The organism is Aquipluma nitroreducens (assembly GCF_009689585.1).
GTDB classification, from domain to species: domain Bacteria; phylum Bacteroidota; class Bacteroidia; order Bacteroidales; family Prolixibacteraceae; genus Aquipluma; species Aquipluma nitroreducens.
Genome location: NZ_AP018694.1, coordinates 5261872 through 5278334 on the forward strand (window position 1 = coordinate 5261872; position 16463 = coordinate 5278334).

Here is a 16463-nt window from a genome sequence, read left to right on the forward strand (position 1 = left end):
ATATCTAAAAATCCTGTTCTATGCCAGAATTTCTTTTACCTGATTGTAAACATTAACAGCCGTGAATCCCAATTTTTCGTCCAGAACAGTGTAAGGAGCGGAGAATCCGAATGATTCCAATCCGAATACTTTTCCGTCGGCGCCAACCAATCCTTCAAGGTTAACAGGCAAGCCGGCAGTCATACCGAATTTTTTAATTCCTGCTGGCAATACACTTTGCTGATATTCTTTGCTTTGGCTGCGGAATAAACCTTCGGAAGGAACAGAAACGATGCGGCATTTGATGCCTTCTTTTTCGAGTAATACCTGTCCTTCGACCAAAGTAGCCACTTCTGAACCGCTGGCCAAAAGGATTACATTAGGAGTACCTTCAGAATCGGTAACGATGTAAGCACCTTTAGCCGCCTGCTGTGCTTCAGCATAACGATCGCCTTTTGAAGGCAGATTTTTGATGTTCTGACGTGAAAGGATCAACGCAGTTGGAGTATCAATATTTTCAAGAGCCAATTTCCATGCAACAGTAGCTTCTTCAGCATCAGCCGGACGAAGTACCAATGTTGAGTTTTTGCCGTGGTGGTTTTTCAGTTTTTCCATCAGACGGATTTGAGCTTCCTGTTCAACGGGTTGGTGAGTTGGTCCATCTTCACCGACGCGGAACGCATCGTGAGTCCAAACATATTTCACCGGCAACTGCATCAGTGCAGCCATACGAACTGCTGGTTTCATGTAGTCGGAGAATACGAAGAATGTTCCACAAACCGGAATAATACCGCCATGCAGTGCCATCCCGTTCATAATACAAGCCATTGTTAATTCGCAAACGCCAGCCTGAAAGAATGAACCAGAGAAATCGCCTTTGGTGAAAGCTTTTGTCTTTTTCAGGAAGCCGTCGGTTTTATCGGAGTTTGAAAGGTCGGCTGAAGAAACAACCATATTTTCAACTTCACCTGCAAAAGCAGCCAAAACAGTGCTTGAAGCGGCGCGTGTTGCAGAACCAGCTTTCTGTACAATTTTGCTGAAATCAAATTCAGGAGCTGATTTGCTGAAGAATTTAGCCAGTTTGGCAGCCAGTTCAGGATTTGCTTTTTCCCAGACTTGCTGAGCCGCTTTTTTCTGAGCTGCAGCAGCAATCAGTTCTGCTTTACGGGCAGCAAACATGGCCTGAACATCGTCGAAAATAACGAATGGGTTCTTCGGATCGCCACCCAAGTTCAGGATCGATTTTTCATAGGAAGCACCAGCTTCGCCCAAAGGCATTCCATGAGTAGCACACTGGCGTTCGAAACTTGAGCCGTCTTCTTTCAGAGCGCCTTTACCCATGATGGTTTTACCAATAATCAGGTTTGGTTTTTCTTTCTCAGCCTGAGCTTCTTTTAGTGCAGCACGGATAGCATCGGCATTATTACCTTCGATGGTAACTACTTTCCATCCCCATGCTTCATATTTTTTTGCAGTGTCTTCATTGGTCACATCTTTTGTTTCAGTCGAAAGCTGGATGTCGTTCGAGTCGTAGAACATGATCAGGTTGCTCAATCCAAGGAATCCGGCAATACGTCCGCCACCTTGTGAAATTTCTTCCTGAACGCCACCATCAGAAATAAAAGCGTACGTTTTGTGAGCCATCACTTCTCCAAAGCGCTGAACCATGAAACGTTCGGCAATAGCAGCACCGATGGCCATTACGTGTCCTTGCCCGAGAGGACCTGATGTGTTTTCAACTCCGCGTGCAGGTTCAACTTCAGGATGGCCAGGTGTTGGGCTTCCCCATTGACGAAAATTGGAGAGTTCTTCCATGGTGTAGTTTCCGGTCATCGACAGGATTGAATACAACATTGGAGACATATGGCCCGGATCGAGGAAGAACCGGTCGCGGTTGATCCATGTCATGTCACTTGGATCGTAATTCAGAAATTCTGAATACAATACTGTTATAAAGTCGGCACCACCCATGGCACCGCCAGGATGACCTGATTTGGCTTTTTCAACCATAGAAGCCGAAAGGATTCTCACATTATCGGCGGCTTTTGTTACAAGATTTTTTTCCATTTTTATTATTTTGACGAATAAATATTTTAGTTAGTTGTGATCAAATGCCTGATTCAGAAAATAGAACTGGCAACTTGTATATACAAGATAATACCCGGCAAATATAGCAATTACACTAACTTTACCGGGTATTTATGTTATAAATGGTTGAAAAATTAATATTATTTTGGAGGAAGTATCCGAACCATGATAACTCCTTCGATTGCGGAGATCATATCCTTAACTCCGGAAGGAACTGATCCGTCGATGTCAATGATGTTGTAAGCAATTTCATCCTTGTTACGGTTCAGCATGTTCGAAATGTTGAGTCCTTCGTGTGCGAGCAAGGCTGAAATCTGGCTCACCATTTTAGGAATGTTTTTGTTGGCAACCACGATGCGTGTTCCGCCATTGCGTTCCATTTCAGCAGATGGGAAATTTACTGAGTTAACAATGTTCCCATTTTCAAGATAATCGATGACCTGATTTACGGCCATAATGGCGCAATTGGTTTCCGATTCTTCAGTTGAAGCGCCAAGATGAGGGATTGCAATGATATTTTTTACGTTGATTAATTCATCTTCAGGGAAATCGGTTACATATTTTCCAACTATTCCAGATTCGATAGCTTCGAGCATATCGGCATTATTTACCAGACCTCCACGCGCAAAATTCAGAATTTTTACGCCTTTTTTCATCATCTTAAGCTTGTCTTTATTGATGAATCCTTTGGTTTCAGGCAACTGAGGGATGTGTATGGTAACAAAATCAGCACTGGCAAGTAATGATTCAACTCCTTCAGCCTTTTTTACATTGCGGCTGAGTTTCCAGGCATAATTAACCGAGATATAAGGATCGTAACCCAGAACGTTCATTCCCAAGGCCTGAGCTGCATTGGCAACCAAAACACCAATAGCGCCTAAACCAATAACAGCAAGGGTTTTCCCCCGGATTTCGGTTCCACCAAAATTAGATTTTCCTTTTTCAACCAGGCCTGCAACTTCAGCGCCTTTTCCTTTTAACCCTTTGGCCCACTCAATTGATCCGGCGATATCGCGCGAAGCAAGGAACATGGCAGCCAGAACGATTTCTTTTACGGCATGTGCATTAGCTCCGGGAGTATTGTAAACTACGATTCCTTTTTCGGTACACTTCTCAATTGGAATGTTATTAACCCCGGCGCCCGCACGTGCGATGGCAAGCAAGCTGGATGGTAATTCCAAATCGTGCATGGCCTGACTACGCACAATAATCGCATCAGGAGCCGAAAATTCACTGGCAATTTCGTATTGGTCAAGTGGAAATATCTTCAATCCTTCAGGATCGATCTTGTTCAAAGTCTGAATTTTATACATACGATTGAGATTTTATGAATGATCTGTTTTTGGTCTTTTATATCGTAAAAGTATGACAAAGATCACAATTTTATTTAAGATTTGAAGGCGTTTGGATGGAAAAAATGTCAAAATGAAACTAAAAACTGGCAATCCAGATGTTTATCGGCAACTCGAAAAATTGTTGGAAATAACAGTTTCTAATTGATACTGTATTTTGTCAGTAAAATCATTTTCTTTGACGATAAATATTTGACCAATGATTTTAGATCGTTTAACTCTACGTGTTTCGAAACATTACCTGTTGCTGGTGGCCGCTTTGGTGTGGACTTTTGCCGGAGGAATGCTGTTGTATCGGGGATTTTCAACCGACCACTCGGGTGAAACAAACTGGACATTAAAAATTATTTTCTGTCTTGCCGGAGGGTTGCTCTTTTACAAAGTAATGTTCGATCGCATTTCGTCAAAACACGTCCTGACTTGTGACATTTAGTGCGGTAGCAGATTCCATTTGGTAATAAGGTTTGCAAGTTGGCTATTCATGATTTCCTTTGTGGGGGATCGGAAGACAAATGTTTGTTTGGTCAATCGGTCTTGAATATGGGTTTCTGTTATGTTCCAGACAAGGAACCGGATTTCCCTCAATGATAATTTGGTGATTATTTCCAGGTATTTTTCTGCTATCAGAGCGACAAAACAAATCAGTACGTGAGCCTTGATCGCTTCTTGTTTTTGATGGTATATTGGGCGGGTTTGCAAATCAAACTTACTCATGCGGAACGATTGTTCAATGTGCCAGAGCTGGTGGTAACGGTCTATGACCATTTGGTTGGACAGTTGTTGTTCGGGCAAGTTGGTGCAATACCCCTTAATTCCAAGCAACAGCCTCCTTTTTTCTATCAATGTCGTGTTGAGTTCTATTTTTTCTTTAGTAACCTTCCTGACAAATTGAGCCTTCACTTTCAGTGACTGCTTTGCCACCAGCTCTTCGGCTTTTTGAACAAGCTTGTTTAGCTCGTTCAATTCCTTTTTATACCGTTTGAGTGAAAAATCGCACACCAAATAACCGTATCGCGATGGAAAGCGGGCTATGGCACCGTGTTTCCCGTTCAATGTTGCATGGATTTGTTTTACCAATCCAAGTTCCGCATTGGCCAGCCGTGCACCAACAATGTACGATAGTTTCTTTTCCCTGAGTTCGGCAAGCCTTTCTTCATCCAGCATTGCGGCATCGGCTACAATAATTGGCCGTGTCTGCGGGTGGGCTGAGGTAAACGTTTCCACAACCGGGAGCATTGTCTTTCCTTCGAATGTGTTGCCTGCAAAAACCTGATACGACAGTGGAAACCCTGTTTGTGTTACCAGCAGCCCGATGACAATTTGGGGTTGCTGTGACTTGTTGTCCTTTGAGAACCCTTGTATTTTAAACTCATCGGCCTTAAACGACTCGAAATACAATGTGGTAACATCGTACAGCACAAAATAGAAAGGTTCATTGAACTTCTGTTGTGCCACCCTGTAAGCACATTGCTCAATATCTGCCTTGTATGCTGACAACTTTGGAATATTGCGGTAAATCCGTTGAGAATATTTAATGCCGAAGTAATATCCCAGCAGTTCAACAGAGCGGAGTTTTGAAGCAGGCTCGATAAGGCGCATAATGGCCAGATCAAGCAACAGGCGGGGAAGATGGGATAAACCGCATTCATCGAAACAGCCCATGAAGAACCGAAAAGCAAAGTGGTGCGTCACCCCAATGCATTCGCCCCTGTCTACAACTAAAAGTTTTTGTTTTTGGGCAGGGAACAACGATAACTGGGCGGTTTGTTCATCGATCCATTCCAATGCCCTTTGCCTCAAAACAGCCTCTTCTATCTGGTCTTTGGCGCTACCAATATGTTTGCCTACAATCGATCTGTGACCAACATACCTGACAACCTGAACCGCAACAGATCCCGACTTAGTTTTGACTTTTCGTACTGAATACATACCGCAAAATTAGGCGTTAGTGCGGTGAAATCAATAAATATTAATTGCTAAATTGTTAATAATGTGGAATTTAAAAATTGATCTCTGTGGAAAAATCAAAAGTGTCACAAGTCAGGAAAACACGTCAAACGCATCAAATCAATGGAAACCGAGCGACCCGTAGTTTTTTCGTTTTTTAACCTGAAAAGCTACGTCATGATGTTTTCGATGATAACGATGGGCGTAACGCTACGGTTAACCGGGCTAGTTTCTCCGGCGAACCTTGCGCTGGTATATGTAACGATGGGAATTCCGTTGCTAATGTCATCAATCAGATTTTACTACACTTTTTTCAATTCCTGAAATTTCACGCTATTTTTCTTTCTGACAAGTTAAAACCAATGGCAAACTGCAGGCTGTTAAAGGCTCGCGATTAAAATTCCCGAAAAATTGAATGGCTGAGAATCCGGCTTCTTCTAAGATATTCTGAAGTTTGCTTTGTCGGATGGCATAAAGTTTAGCCGAGTTTATAATTTCCTGACCAGTTGATTTAATGGTCAGTTTGGTGTTGAAATCAATTAACTCCGAATCACTTTCAAATTCGTAGTTACGCTCGAATCGAACGTATTCATTATCAATCAACGGAAGCGATTTGATCTGATTTTCGAAGATGTACTGATAATTTAAAATCTGAATGGCTAGTTTTCCTTCAGGCAAAAGAACTTTAAAAGCCGACCGGATGAATTTGCGAATATCATCGTCATTTAACAGATGAACCAGTGTGTTTCCGAAGCAAATAACCGTATCGAAATAGGATTCAGGAAAACGTTCATCGATTTGCCGCATATCCATTTGTTCAAATACCGGAAACATGGCTTCTTCTGTTTTGGTTTGTTTAGCAATCTGAACCATCTGAACATCGAAATCGAAGGCCCAGGTAGGAAATCCAAAATGGGTAAGCGCAAAAGCCAAATCGCCGGTGGCGCAACCAACATCTAATACCCGGGCTCCATTGTATGGAAGCACATGTTTCAGAAATTCGATTTGTGCCGGATTAAATGGGAAAATATGTTGATAGTGAGGAGCAATACTGGTGTAAAACATAGTTCAATTGTTGAATGATTAAACTGTTAAATGGTTCGTGGGGTTCATATTCATAACTTATAACTCATAATTTATAGCTCTACTTCGGATACTCAATGCGAACATGATAGATGCTGACCAGTTTTTCGAGCAGCGTGCTTTTCAGGATAGTAATATCACGTAAAGTCAGGTCGGCATCGATTAGCTGATCAGATTTGATTTTTTGATCCACAATATAGTCGATCATCTCGCTAAAAGCAGCAGCCGATTTTTCTTTTAGACTGTGTGCTGTTGCTTCAATTCCGTCGACAAGCATCAATACAGCCATTTCTTTGTTATGTGGCAATGGTCCAGGGTACGAGAAAAGTGTGGTGTCAACTTCCATTCCCGGATTTTCTATTTGATATTTTTTGTAGAAATAATTGGACTGAGTTGTGCCATGGTGTGTGGTAATGAATGAAATCAATACTTCGGGTAATTTATATTTTCGGGCAAGCTGTACGCCGTATGTTACATGGTCGATAATGATAACAGCACTTTTCAAATAATCAAGACTATCATGAGGATTCATTCCTGCGACCTGATTCTCGATGAAATACTCCGATTTGTGGGTTTTTCCGATGTCGTGATAAAGCGCTCCTGCATATACCAGATAAGGGTTTCCGCCGATTTTATGAATTACTGCCTCAGCAAGATTTGCCACCTGAAGTGAATGTTGAAAAGTTCCGGGAGCTTCCTCAGCCAGCTTGCGCAATAAAGGTTGATTGGTGTTTGAAAGCTCAATTAACGTAACATCCGACACAAACCCGAATACTTTTTCGAATATATAAATGAGCGGATAAGTAATAAAAATGAACAGACTGCTGAATCCAAACCATTTGAGGGTTGTCCAGTTGATGGTTTTCAGGCTTCCTTCCTGAACCAGGGCCAGTGCAATATAAACGATTGAGTAAGATAAAAATACCCAAAGCGCTGAAAATACAATGTGCGACCGTTTATGTAATCTGTTTAGGCTGAATACGGCAATTATACCGGCAATCATTTGTATAATGATAAATTCGTAACTGTTTGGTGCGAAATAGCCAATTAGCAACGTGGTGATCATCAGTGAAAAAATAGCGGTTCGCGAATCGAAAAATATCCTGACTAAAATGGGTAATATGGCCATGGGCACCATATAAATATCAATAGCGTTCACTTTCGTGGCAATGGCTGCCAAGAATACCATGATTACAATCATCATAATGATGAAGGTTAGCTTGCGTTTATGTTCGAAAAGTTCGCGGCGATAGAAAATCAAATACAGGAACATCAGAGCGATCAGCGTGGCAATAATGACAATTCGACCTGCAATGACAAGAAAATATTCGATGTTGTCGCCTCGCTTTGTTTCGTAGGTTTTTTTTAGCGATTCGAGAATAATATACTTTTCGGGTCCAACCAAATCGCCCTGAAAAATGATTCGTTCGCCTGCCTGAACCATTCCTTTTGTTGATGAAAGTTCGTCGAGAAGCTGTTTTTGTTCGTTCTGATTCATTTTTTCGTCAAAACTCAGGTTCTCTGCAATAAAATCGCTCAGGTTAATTTTTTGAATTAATTCCGGATAATATTTGCCTGCTAACTTTCTAATGGTGTCATTCAATTCTAAATAAGCCGATTTGATGGAGCGTATCTTTTCTAGCGGTAATTTAATGGCTTTGTTTCCTCTGATTTGTCTGATTTCTGATTTCCCATTCAGTTCAGCATAGGTGCTTATTGACCGAGGTAGAATTCCGGAATTGTAAATGTTTCGCAGAATTTCCGGAAAAGTTGAAATTGACTTTATGGATTTAAATTCAGGATTTTCAAGGATTAATTTAGTCAGGTTGGTTGAGAATTCTTTGGTTTTGTTGGTTCCAACCAAAGAGTCTAGTGCAAAGTATGGAATGTAAGTGTTCCGTATCGAGTCTGTTTCTGCTTTTACCTCAGCATCTGTTTTCAAAATGGCAAAGTTGAAAGGAGCAATCAGTGTTTCGTGTCTCCAGGGACTTCCTTTCTGAAATTCGTATTTAAAGCGGCTTTCTCCAGGAAATACCAAAAAAATTAAGCCAATACCGGCAATAAATACCATCGCCAGGTAGAAAAGATGATAAGAATGATTCAGTTGGGTTAATAACTTTTTCATAAGTTCTGGAATTTGAAAACCATTGCAATTTAGAAAGTAACTGTTAAGTTTTATCTTTGATCAACTAAAAATTAATAAAATCTTCGAATTTTCGGGCAAAAGGAATCGTTTGAAGAGGTTTTGTTAATTCGCCAGATTGAACGCTCCAGTAATATTTTGCATTATGAATTATGGCATTTCAGGTTTGAGTATTATACCTGTTCGCAGGGAACCCTCCGAGCAAAGCGAAATGATAACCCAGATTTTATATGGCGAACATTTTATCGTCAACGAAATTATGCTTGGCTGGGCTAATATAAAGCTTGCATTCGATGGTTGCGAAGGTTGGATCGATATGAAAATGATCACCCCGCTTCCTGAAAAATCGTACCAGAAAATTGATCATTCGCCTTTTGCAGTTAGTACCGACATTTTTAACATTATTCCGATAAATGCCGAACAAACCATGATGATTGTTGCAGGTAGTACCTTGCCCTGCTGGCGGCCTTACCTGAAGGAGTTTTCGATACAATACGACGTTTATCGCCATACTGGTAATTTTACATACAAGAAACCCGCAAATATCCGAAAGGTTATTATTGATCAGGCGTTGAAATATTACAACGCACCGTATTTGTGGGGAGGGCGCTCTCCATTTGGCATCGATTGTTCGGGTTTGACACAAATTATTTATAAAATGGCCGGATTCAAAATTCCTCGTGATGCCAGTCAGCAGGTACACTGCGGAAAGGCGCTTAGTTTTGTTGAGGAAACCAAACCTGGCGATCTTGCTTTTTTTGACAATGAAGAGGGTCAGATTGTCCATGTGGGAATTATCTGGGAGAAGAATAAGATTATTCATGCTTCTGGTCAGGTGCGAATCGATAATGTTGATCAGTTTGGGATATTCAATGTCGATACCAAGCGATATACCCACCAAATGAGGGTGATGAAACGGATTATCAAAGACTAAGAGAAATGTCATTCGTCATTAGAAAAAAGTAATAAAATATTTCGAATGACTAATGACTTTTTTCTCATTAGTCATTCACCATTTACAACTAATCACTCTTTAGCATGTTCACCTACAATTATCCCCGTCCTGCGGTTACCGTTGATGCCATTTTAATCAGTAACCGAAATACTGTTCTGTTGATTGAACGCGGCCGCGATCCATTCAAAGGCAAATGGGCGCTCCCCGGTGGGTTCATCGAAATGGACGAAGAACTTGAAACTGCCTGTCGTCGTGAGCTGGAAGAAGAAACCGGTTTGAGGGTGGGGGAGATGAAACAATTCCGCGCCTACGGTGGAGTAAACCGAGATCCGCGTCATCGCACCATTTCAGTGCTTTTTTATGCTTTTACTGAGGATGAATTGATAGCCAATGCTGGTGATGATGCCGCCAAAGCACAATGGTTTCCACTCAATCAACTTCCTGAATTGGCTTTTGATCACCAACAGATTTTGGAGGAATTTAAAACCGAGATTCTAAAACAACATCGATTTGATTAAACTAGTCAGGGCTTCACTTTAAGTGAAACCCTGACTAAATATGCCCCAAACAAAAACTGACGGCATTCAGCCAGCAGTTCCCTATTTCTCTAATGACAAATGACTCTTTTCGAATGACTATTCGAAGCTTTGCACTCCGGCCACTTCAGCAGCCTTGTCAACTTTTTTGATCAATCCCTGAAGTACTTTTCCCGGGCCGATTTCGGTAAATAAAGTTGCGCCACCTTCAATCATGTTTTTTGCAGTTTGCGTCCATTTCACAGGAGCTGTCAACTGTGCAATCAGGTTCTTTTTAATGACTTCAGGATCGCTTGTTGGGGCTGCATTTACATTCTGGTAAATCGGACAAACAGGTGTTGTGAAAGGTGTTGCCTCAATGGCAGCAGCTAGTTCTTCGCGTGCCGGTTCCATAAGCGGAGAGTGGAAAGCACCGCCAACAGCTAATTTCAAAGCACGTTTTGCGCCACGGGCAGTCATAGCTTCGCAAGCCTTGTCGATACCGGCAAACGAACCTGAAATAACCAATTGTCCGGGGCAGTTGTAGTTTGCAGGAACAACAACTTCGTCTATCGAAGCACAAACTTCTTCAACAATCTCGTCGTCCAAACCAACAATTGCAGCCATAGTCGATGGCTCTGCTTCGCAAGCTTTCTGCATGGCCTGAGCACGTTTCGAAACCAGACGAAGACCATCTTCAAAACTTAAAGTGCCGTTTGCAACCAAGGCTGAAAATTCGCCCAGTGAGTGACCGGCAACCATTTCAGGCTGAAAGTTTTCAAGCGTTTTTGCCAGTAAAACCGAATGCAAAAAGATAGCGGGTTGGGTTACTTTGGTTTGTCTTAAATCTTCGTCAGTTCCGTCGAACATGATGTCTGTAATACGGAAGCCCAAAATTTCATTGGCTTTTTCGAAAAGTTCTTTGGCTAAAGGCGATTTTTCGTACAAGTCTTTACCCATTCCCGGGTATTGTGCACCCTGTCCTGGAAATACATATGCTTTCATACTTATAAATTTTAAAAGTTCGGAGTGCCTAGAGTTCGGAGTGCCTTAAGTACTTTCAAACCCTGATTACTTCAATTGTCGTTTTTAAATTTTTATCGGCGGCAAATATAGTACTTTTCGGTTATTGAAATTTGATTATAAATGTCGAATAAACAAGTTTTAGTCTCATTTAAACCCAAAAGTTATTCCGTTCGCAACAAGATATCCACTTCGAATAGAAAAATTTCGCGAACGGATTTCCCTTGTTCAATACAATTCTATAAATATTTCACTCCTCCGGAGTTATCCGGAACAACCCAAATGTCTCAGACAACAGCTACAACAAATCTAACAATGACAACCCTTTTACCCAATCACCCCTTCTTCCCGGCAAATATCCAGAATTGAATTCAGACTGTTCGAAATATCATTATCTAATCCAACAGAGAAGCGAACCAGGCCTTGAGAAAGTCCCATTTGTTGCTGAACTGAATCCGGAATTTCCGAAGAAGTGCTTTTGCCGGAACAACTGAAAAGCGTTTTGAAATAGCCCAGACTGACCGCCAGATAACCAACATCGGCATGCTGCATTTTTTGCATCACCTGATTGGCTTTGGCAACTGTGCCGAAATCGATGGCCAGCATTCCACCGAACCCATATTCTTCATTCATCAACGATTTGTGCAGTTTATGCTGTGGATGATTTTCAAGTCCGGGATACGAAAGCTTCAGGCCTGCCTTCGATAATTCCTGAGCCAAAAACATGGCATTTTTGCTGTGCTGACGAATGCGTAAATGTAAAGTATGCAAATTTTTAAGTATGGAAGACGAACGAAGCGGATCGAGCACTGGCCCGAGTAACATGGCTGTCCCATTGTTTACATTCGAAAGATCGTCAATAAACTGGCGACTTCCGCAGATAGCTCCGGCAACACAATCGTTTTTACCATTGATGAATTTGGTCATGCTATAAACCACAATATCGGCACCCAGTCTGGCTGGCGACATGATCATTGGCGTAAACGTATTGTCGACCATCAAAAGTGCATTATTCCGATGTGCAATTTTTGCTAATTCAGGAACATCAGAAACCTGCAAAAGTGGATTTGTAACACTTTCGGTATAAATGACTTTGGTGTTTGGTTTTATTGCGTTTTCAACTTGCTTAAGGTTTGAAATGTCAACAAAAGTAACTTCAATATTGAACTTTGGCAGGTAGTTTTTCAGGAAGGCATAAGTTCCTCCATAAGTAGTTACCGAAGTGATGATGTGGTCACCGGCACTGCAAACCTGGAGCAGTGAACATGTAATGGCCGCCATTCCCGAAGCTGTAATCCATGCCGATTCCGTATCCTCCATTGCAGCCAGTGCATCAGCAAGGTATTTATTGGTTGGATTCCAGTGTCGGGAGTAGAGAAAACAACCTTCGGTATGTCCAAGGAAGGTTTCTTCCATGTCACCGGCTTTTAAAAAGGTGTAGGTCGATGAGTCCGTTATGGAAGGATTGACGTCGCCAAATTCGCCAAATTGTTTAAGATGCTGAATGTTTGAGGCCGGATCGAATTTCATAATGTCAGGTTTTAGTTTCCCTCTAAAGTTAGGCTTCCTGAAAAGAGTAATTCATGATTTTATTCAAGTAGTTTCACATTAGTTATTCTGTTCGAACTTTGGTGGTAAGAAGCTGTATTCGACTGAATGTCAATGGAAAAAGTCATGAGTCATCAGGAAAGTTGCTTTTAAACTATTTCCCAATGACTAATGACTTTTTCCAGTTATAGTCAGGGAAGATAGATCACTCCTCCGGAATGATTGTGATTGGTTCCGGTGACTGATTTCAGGCAATTCGCTTCTTCCCTAAGACGGAGGACTCCCAAAAATGCGAAGATAATCGCTTCTTTGAAATCGATTATTTGCGATGAAGGCACTATGGTTTTGTGCTTCGTTTTTTCGCTGAACAGTTCAATCAGGAACACATTGTGGGCGCCACCACCTGTAATTAGCATTCTACCTTTCGGATATTGGTCAACAGCAAGGCATATTTGGTCAGAAACATGTTCGTAAAGCGTTCGGAGTGCATCGTTTGGAGCGAGCTGAAACGAGTTAATTAGTGGCAGAAAATCGTTTTCAAACCACTCGCGGCCAAGTGATTTTGGCCCTTTCTGTTGGTAAAATTCAAGGTCATTTAGTAATCGAAGTAACTCTTCCTGAACCTGACCGGTGCGTCCGCAATTGCCGTCGAGGTCGTATTCGTAACCTAATTCTTTGATGAAATGGTTAAAAGCCATGTTTGCAGGGCAAATGTCAAAAGCTTTTCTTTCTCCATTTTCTGAAAAAGAAATATTGGCAATTCCACCCAGATTTAAACAAAAATCAAAGTCGCCAAATAGAAGTTCGTCTCCAACCGGCACCAAGGGAGCGCCCTGACCTTCGAGTGCAACATCAAGAGTGCGGAAATCACAGGCCGTTCTCAAGCCTGAATAAGCTGCAATTGATGCTCCGCTGCCAATCTGGACCGTAAGCATGTTTTCAGGTTGATGAAAAATCGTATGCCCGTGTGATGAAACCAAATCGGGTTTTTGAGGAAGATCAGCACAGAATTCGGCGACCTGTTTCCCGATAAATTTGCCTAAATCGTTATTCAGAAATGCAAAATCCAGTGCGTTTAATTCAGTAGCAGTCGAAAGTTTGGTAACCCATTTGTGCGAATATGGAATCGTCAGCGATTTTAGAATCTCATAGTTCCACGACTGGTCGAAAGTAAACCGACAAGCAACCAAATCTAAACCATCCAACGAGGTTCCTGACATTACACCGATGCTGACATAGCTTTCCATTATTTATTGAAGTTTGTCTTATAAGTACTCGTGTTGCCTTTAAAATCAGTAACTTCGAGATTTAATTGGTGATTTCCGCCAAATTTGAACCGTGTTTTATCAAACGTATAGGAAAGTAAATTGTTTTTCAAATCGTATTCAAACATAACCCATTTGCCATCAATTGTTCCCCTGAAGTTTTCAATTCCCGAAAGGTTGTCGGTAATTTTGAATCTCAAACTGCTGGTATCCTTCTTCCCATTTTTATCGGCCACATTCAACGAAACAATTTTAGGAGCCTCCGTGTCAACAGCCAGGGCATAGCTTCCAAGTGTACGGATATTTCCTTCCACCCAGCCATCGTCGTATTTACCAGTCGCCGAATAAATTCTTCCGGAGGTAGGATTGATTTGAGCCAACATTACTTTGCTTTGCAGATTTTCAGGCAGATTTACGGCTTTTATTCGCAGTGGACAGGCAAAATGTAGCGGCACCTGGCCGTTGTGCAGTTGGAAAACCGGTGAATAAAATTTGGAAAGAGCAGGTTGCTTTTTATACTGAAAGTCGACATCGCTATACAATGCACCTTCCGGAATTGAAAATTTAATGCCCTCATCTTTAATTTGGTTGTGCTTATTGTATTTAAACAATTCGCCTTTAGTTGGTATTGGGTTGACCTTAAATTCTTTGGATTGAATTTTAAATGCGAGGTTCGATGAATTACCATAAACATCGGAGAGGTCGTATTTCACAACGTGTGATTTTCCATCGGTAGCATCAAAAATTCCTCTGTTTTCAACCGCGTCGTAAATTTGCAATTTGTTTCCCGGTTCCATCCATGTCCGGTAAAGCTTTTGTCCGGAGCGCATGGCCAATGCATAATCCATTTGAGAATTCACATACTTCGTTTCACCAATTGGCACTTCATCTAATGTAAATGAATAAATCAACTGATTGTCAACCGAAAGTTTGATGGAATAAATTCCGCACCGGTTTGGGCTACCATCCAACAAATCCACAGACTGCACACCAAACCCGATTTTTCCGTAAACTGAAATGGGTTGATTCACTTTTAACTGGTACCCGTTATTTGGCGTTTTTATGATCTCAAATTTTTGGGGTGTTTGTTTGCCCGCAACACTCGATTCGTCGGATGTTGGATAAACCATTAATGCCTGAATAATTGGTTTCAGTTTGTCTTTCACCGGCATGTTAAACATTAACGGATTTAGCATGATTTCCTCTTTTGTTCTCCTGATTTCGAAATGAAGGTGAGGCCCGGCTGAACTTCCGGCGTTTCCGCTTTTGGCAATCTGTTCACCTTTTTTTACCGGGAATAATCCTGGCGGAACAGTTTGGTCGATCGTGAATGTTTCCTTTTCGTACTGAATATTCCGGATATACTCGTCAATTTGGGGCGCGAAACTTTCGAGATGCCCATATACGGTAGTTGTTCCGTTGGGATGATCGATATACAAAGCCCTGCCGTAACCGGTTGGCGAAACTGTAATTCTGGAAATAAAACCATCGGCAGCGGCATCAACTTCGAGCCCTGTTCTTCCCTGTGTTTTAATGTCAATACCTCCATGAAAGTGATTGGGCCGTAATTCGGCAAAATTTCCTGCCAGGTAAACCGGAATCTTTACAGGGACGGTGTAATAATAGGGATCAATTTTATTCAAAGGTTGAGAAAATGTGGCTAAACCTATGATGATAAAAAGGATAGTATTCAGAATTCGTTTCATTGTATGTTATTTGGTCTGCGAAATTATAAAACTTATTAAAGCTGTAAACAGTATTGTTTCAATTAGGCTAAAACGAAATAAACGCCTGTAGATTTCATGTATTGGTCAAAAATGTTAATTTTGTCCATGAAAGTAAAATGAAATGACTGATCAGGAGAAAAATTTGCTGATAAATTTCGAGTATAAGGTTAAGCAGATCATTGCTAAACACGAGGCGTTGAAGCAGGAGAAACAACAACTCCTGGCAAAAACCGAAGACTTGGAAGAATCAATAAATCAACTTCGAAAGGAAAATCAAATCCTTGAACAGAAATACGAAAATTTGAAGCTTGCAAAAATGTTGATTGTATCGGATGACGAAAGTAAAGATGCAAAAAACAGAATACAAAAATTAGTGCGGGAAATTGATAAATGTATTGCTCTATTAAACCAGTAATACAAAGATAAATGACAGAGAAGCTTTCTATAAATATTAAGATCGACGGACGTACTTATCCGTTGAAGGTCGAAAAAGAGAATGAAGAGAAATTTCGGAAAGCTGCTAAAATAATAAACGATATCGTTCTGCAGTACCGTCAAAAGTACGTCAATAGTGATTCACAGGATTTTATAGCGATGGCCGCTTTCCAATTTGTAGTGAAAAATATTGATTTAGAAGAAAAAGTTGATCAGTCGCCTTTATTCGATGGGTTGAAAAAACTCGACGAAGACTTAGGTGATTATTTGTCATTGAGAGAATAATTTTTATCATAGATTCAAAAACCCGCATTTTTTATTTAAATTCCGGAATTCTAATGGATTTCTGGCTTTTGAATTAAAAATGCGGGTTTATTAGTATAAACAAGTTTAATAAATAACA

The 16463-nt window shown here is 41.1% G+C and carries 15 protein-coding genes; 6 read left to right on the plus strand and 9 right to left on the minus strand.

Annotated features, from left to right (window positions below):
* Window positions 1-18: 18 nt before the first annotated feature.
* Together AQPE_RS22020 and AQPE_RS22025 are read right to left on the minus strand one after the other, a co-directional pair.
* Window positions 19-2046, minus strand: coding sequence for a transketolase family protein (locus AQPE_RS22020; protein WP_318348638.1), 2028 nt, complete (start codon window positions 2044-2046; stop codon window positions 19-21).
* Window positions 2047-2207: 161 nt separating this feature from the next.
* Complete coding sequence (locus AQPE_RS22025; protein ID WP_318348639.1) at window positions 2208-3380, minus strand: phosphoglycerate dehydrogenase; 1173 nt, start codon at window positions 3378-3380, stop codon at window positions 2208-2210.
* A gap of 238 nt (window positions 3381-3618) precedes the next feature.
* Here AQPE_RS22025 and AQPE_RS22030 point away from each other — a divergent pair, with 238 nt between their 5' ends.
* The gene (locus AQPE_RS22030; RefSeq protein WP_318348640.1) at window positions 3619-3852 is read left to right on the plus strand and encodes a hypothetical protein; all 234 of its coding nucleotides are present in this window, start codon (window positions 3619-3621) and stop codon (window positions 3850-3852) included.
* Here AQPE_RS22030 and AQPE_RS22035 read toward each other — a convergent pair.
* Window positions 3849-5348, minus strand: a complete 1500-nt coding sequence (locus tag AQPE_RS22035) for an IS1634 family transposase (RefSeq protein ID WP_318347493.1) — start codon at window positions 5346-5348, stop codon at window positions 3849-3851. The two genes, AQPE_RS22030 and AQPE_RS22035, sit on opposite strands and share 4 nt — an antisense overlap.
* A gap of 141 nt (window positions 5349-5489) precedes the next feature.
* On the opposite strand from AQPE_RS22035, the gene AQPE_RS22040 reads away from it, so the two are divergent.
* The gene (locus tag AQPE_RS22040) at window positions 5490-5690 is read left to right on the plus strand and encodes a hypothetical protein (protein WP_318348641.1); all 201 of its coding nucleotides are present in this window, start codon (window positions 5490-5492) and stop codon (window positions 5688-5690) included.
* A gap of 9 nt (window positions 5691-5699) precedes the next feature.
* On the opposite strand, the gene AQPE_RS22045 is transcribed toward AQPE_RS22040, so the two are convergent.
* Complete coding sequence (locus tag AQPE_RS22045) at window positions 5700-6431, minus strand: class I SAM-dependent methyltransferase (protein WP_318348642.1); 732 nt, start codon at window positions 6429-6431, stop codon at window positions 5700-5702.
* Window positions 6432-6510: 79 nt separating this feature from the next.
* Window positions 6511-8574, minus strand: a complete 2064-nt coding sequence (locus tag AQPE_RS22050; RefSeq protein ID WP_318348643.1) for an HD family phosphohydrolase — start codon at window positions 8572-8574, stop codon at window positions 6511-6513.
* A gap of 163 nt (window positions 8575-8737) precedes the next feature.
* On the opposite strand from AQPE_RS22050, the gene AQPE_RS22055 reads away from it, so the two are divergent.
* Entirely contained in the window at window positions 8738-9526 is a 789-nt protein-coding gene (locus AQPE_RS22055; protein WP_318348644.1) for a C40 family peptidase, read from the plus strand.
* 104 nt (window positions 9527-9630) lie between these two features.
* A complete protein-coding gene (locus AQPE_RS22060) occupies window positions 9631-10065 on the plus strand; it encodes an NUDIX hydrolase (protein ID WP_318348645.1) in 435 nt (144 codons plus the stop codon).
* A gap of 117 nt (window positions 10066-10182) precedes the next feature.
* On the opposite strand, the gene fabD is transcribed toward AQPE_RS22060, so the two are convergent.
* The 4 genes from fabD to AQPE_RS22080 form a co-directional block, all read right to left on the minus strand.
* Window positions 10183-11067 (minus strand): ACP S-malonyltransferase, encoded by an 885-nt coding sequence (gene fabD, locus AQPE_RS22065; protein ID WP_318348646.1) that lies wholly within the window; start codon window positions 11065-11067, stop codon window positions 10183-10185.
* A gap of 345 nt (window positions 11068-11412) precedes the next feature.
* Window positions 11413-12615 carry an aminotransferase class V-fold PLP-dependent enzyme gene (locus tag AQPE_RS22070; protein ID WP_318348647.1) on the minus strand — a complete coding sequence of 401 codons (1203 nt, stop codon included), beginning with the start codon at window positions 12613-12615 and terminating at the stop codon, window positions 11413-11415.
* 209 nt (window positions 12616-12824) lie between these two features.
* Window positions 12825-13880 carry an anhydro-N-acetylmuramic acid kinase gene (locus tag AQPE_RS22075; protein ID WP_318348648.1) on the minus strand — a complete coding sequence of 352 codons (1056 nt, stop codon included), beginning with the start codon at window positions 13878-13880 and terminating at the stop codon, window positions 12825-12827.
* Window positions 13880-15604, minus strand: coding sequence for a M23 family metallopeptidase (locus AQPE_RS22080; RefSeq protein WP_318348649.1), 1725 nt, complete (start codon window positions 15602-15604; stop codon window positions 13880-13882). Before AQPE_RS22080 ends, AQPE_RS22075 begins: the two co-directional genes overlap by 1 nt.
* Before the next feature lie 217 nt (window positions 15605-15821).
* On the opposite strand from AQPE_RS22080, the gene AQPE_RS22085 reads away from it, so the two are divergent.
* Together AQPE_RS22085 and AQPE_RS22090 are read left to right on the plus strand one after the other, a co-directional pair.
* The gene (locus tag AQPE_RS22085) at window positions 15822-16040 is read left to right on the plus strand and encodes a hypothetical protein (protein WP_318348650.1); all 219 of its coding nucleotides are present in this window, start codon (window positions 15822-15824) and stop codon (window positions 16038-16040) included.
* Window positions 16041-16051: 11 nt separating this feature from the next.
* Complete coding sequence (locus tag AQPE_RS22090; RefSeq protein ID WP_318348651.1) at window positions 16052-16345, plus strand: cell division protein ZapA; 294 nt, start codon at window positions 16052-16054, stop codon at window positions 16343-16345.
* Window positions 16346-16463: the final 118 nt, after the last annotated feature.

Coding starts and splice junctions, on each gene's coding strand:
- AQPE_RS22020 (WP_318348638.1), bottom strand. CDS start 2,046: ATGGAAAAAAATCTTGTAACAAAAGCCGCCGATAATGTGAGAATCCTT.
- AQPE_RS22025 (WP_318348639.1), bottom strand. CDS start 3,380: ATGTATAAAATTCAGACTTTGAACAAGATCGATCCTGAAGGATTGAAG.
- AQPE_RS22030 (WP_318348640.1), top strand. CDS start 3,619: ATGATTTTAGATCGTTTAACTCTACGTGTTTCGAAACATTACCTGTTG.
- AQPE_RS22035 (WP_318347493.1), bottom strand. CDS start 5,348: ATGTATTCAGTACGAAAAGTCAAAACTAAGTCGGGATCTGTTGCGGTT.
- AQPE_RS22040 (WP_318348641.1), top strand. CDS start 5,490: ATGGAAACCGAGCGACCCGTAGTTTTTTCGTTTTTTAACCTGAAAAGC.
- AQPE_RS22045 (WP_318348642.1), bottom strand. CDS start 6,431: ATGTTTTACACCAGTATTGCTCCTCACTATCAACATATTTTCCCATTT.
- AQPE_RS22050 (WP_318348643.1), bottom strand. CDS start 8,574: ATGAAAAAGTTATTAACCCAACTGAATCATTCTTATCATCTTTTCTAC.
- AQPE_RS22055 (WP_318348644.1), top strand. CDS start 8,738: ATGAATTATGGCATTTCAGGTTTGAGTATTATACCTGTTCGCAGGGAA.
- AQPE_RS22060 (WP_318348645.1), top strand. CDS start 9,631: ATGTTCACCTACAATTATCCCCGTCCTGCGGTTACCGTTGATGCCATT.
- fabD (WP_318348646.1), bottom strand. CDS start 11,067: ATGAAAGCATATGTATTTCCAGGACAGGGTGCACAATACCCGGGAATG.
- AQPE_RS22070 (WP_318348647.1), bottom strand. CDS start 12,615: ATGAAATTCGATCCGGCCTCAAACATTCAGCATCTTAAACAATTTGGC.
- AQPE_RS22075 (WP_318348648.1), bottom strand. CDS start 13,880: ATGGAAAGCTATGTCAGCATCGGTGTAATGTCAGGAACCTCGTTGGAT.
- AQPE_RS22080 (WP_318348649.1), bottom strand. CDS start 15,604: ATGAAACGAATTCTGAATACTATCCTTTTTATCATCATAGGTTTAGCC.
- AQPE_RS22090 (WP_318348651.1), top strand. CDS start 16,052: ATGACAGAGAAGCTTTCTATAAATATTAAGATCGACGGACGTACTTAT.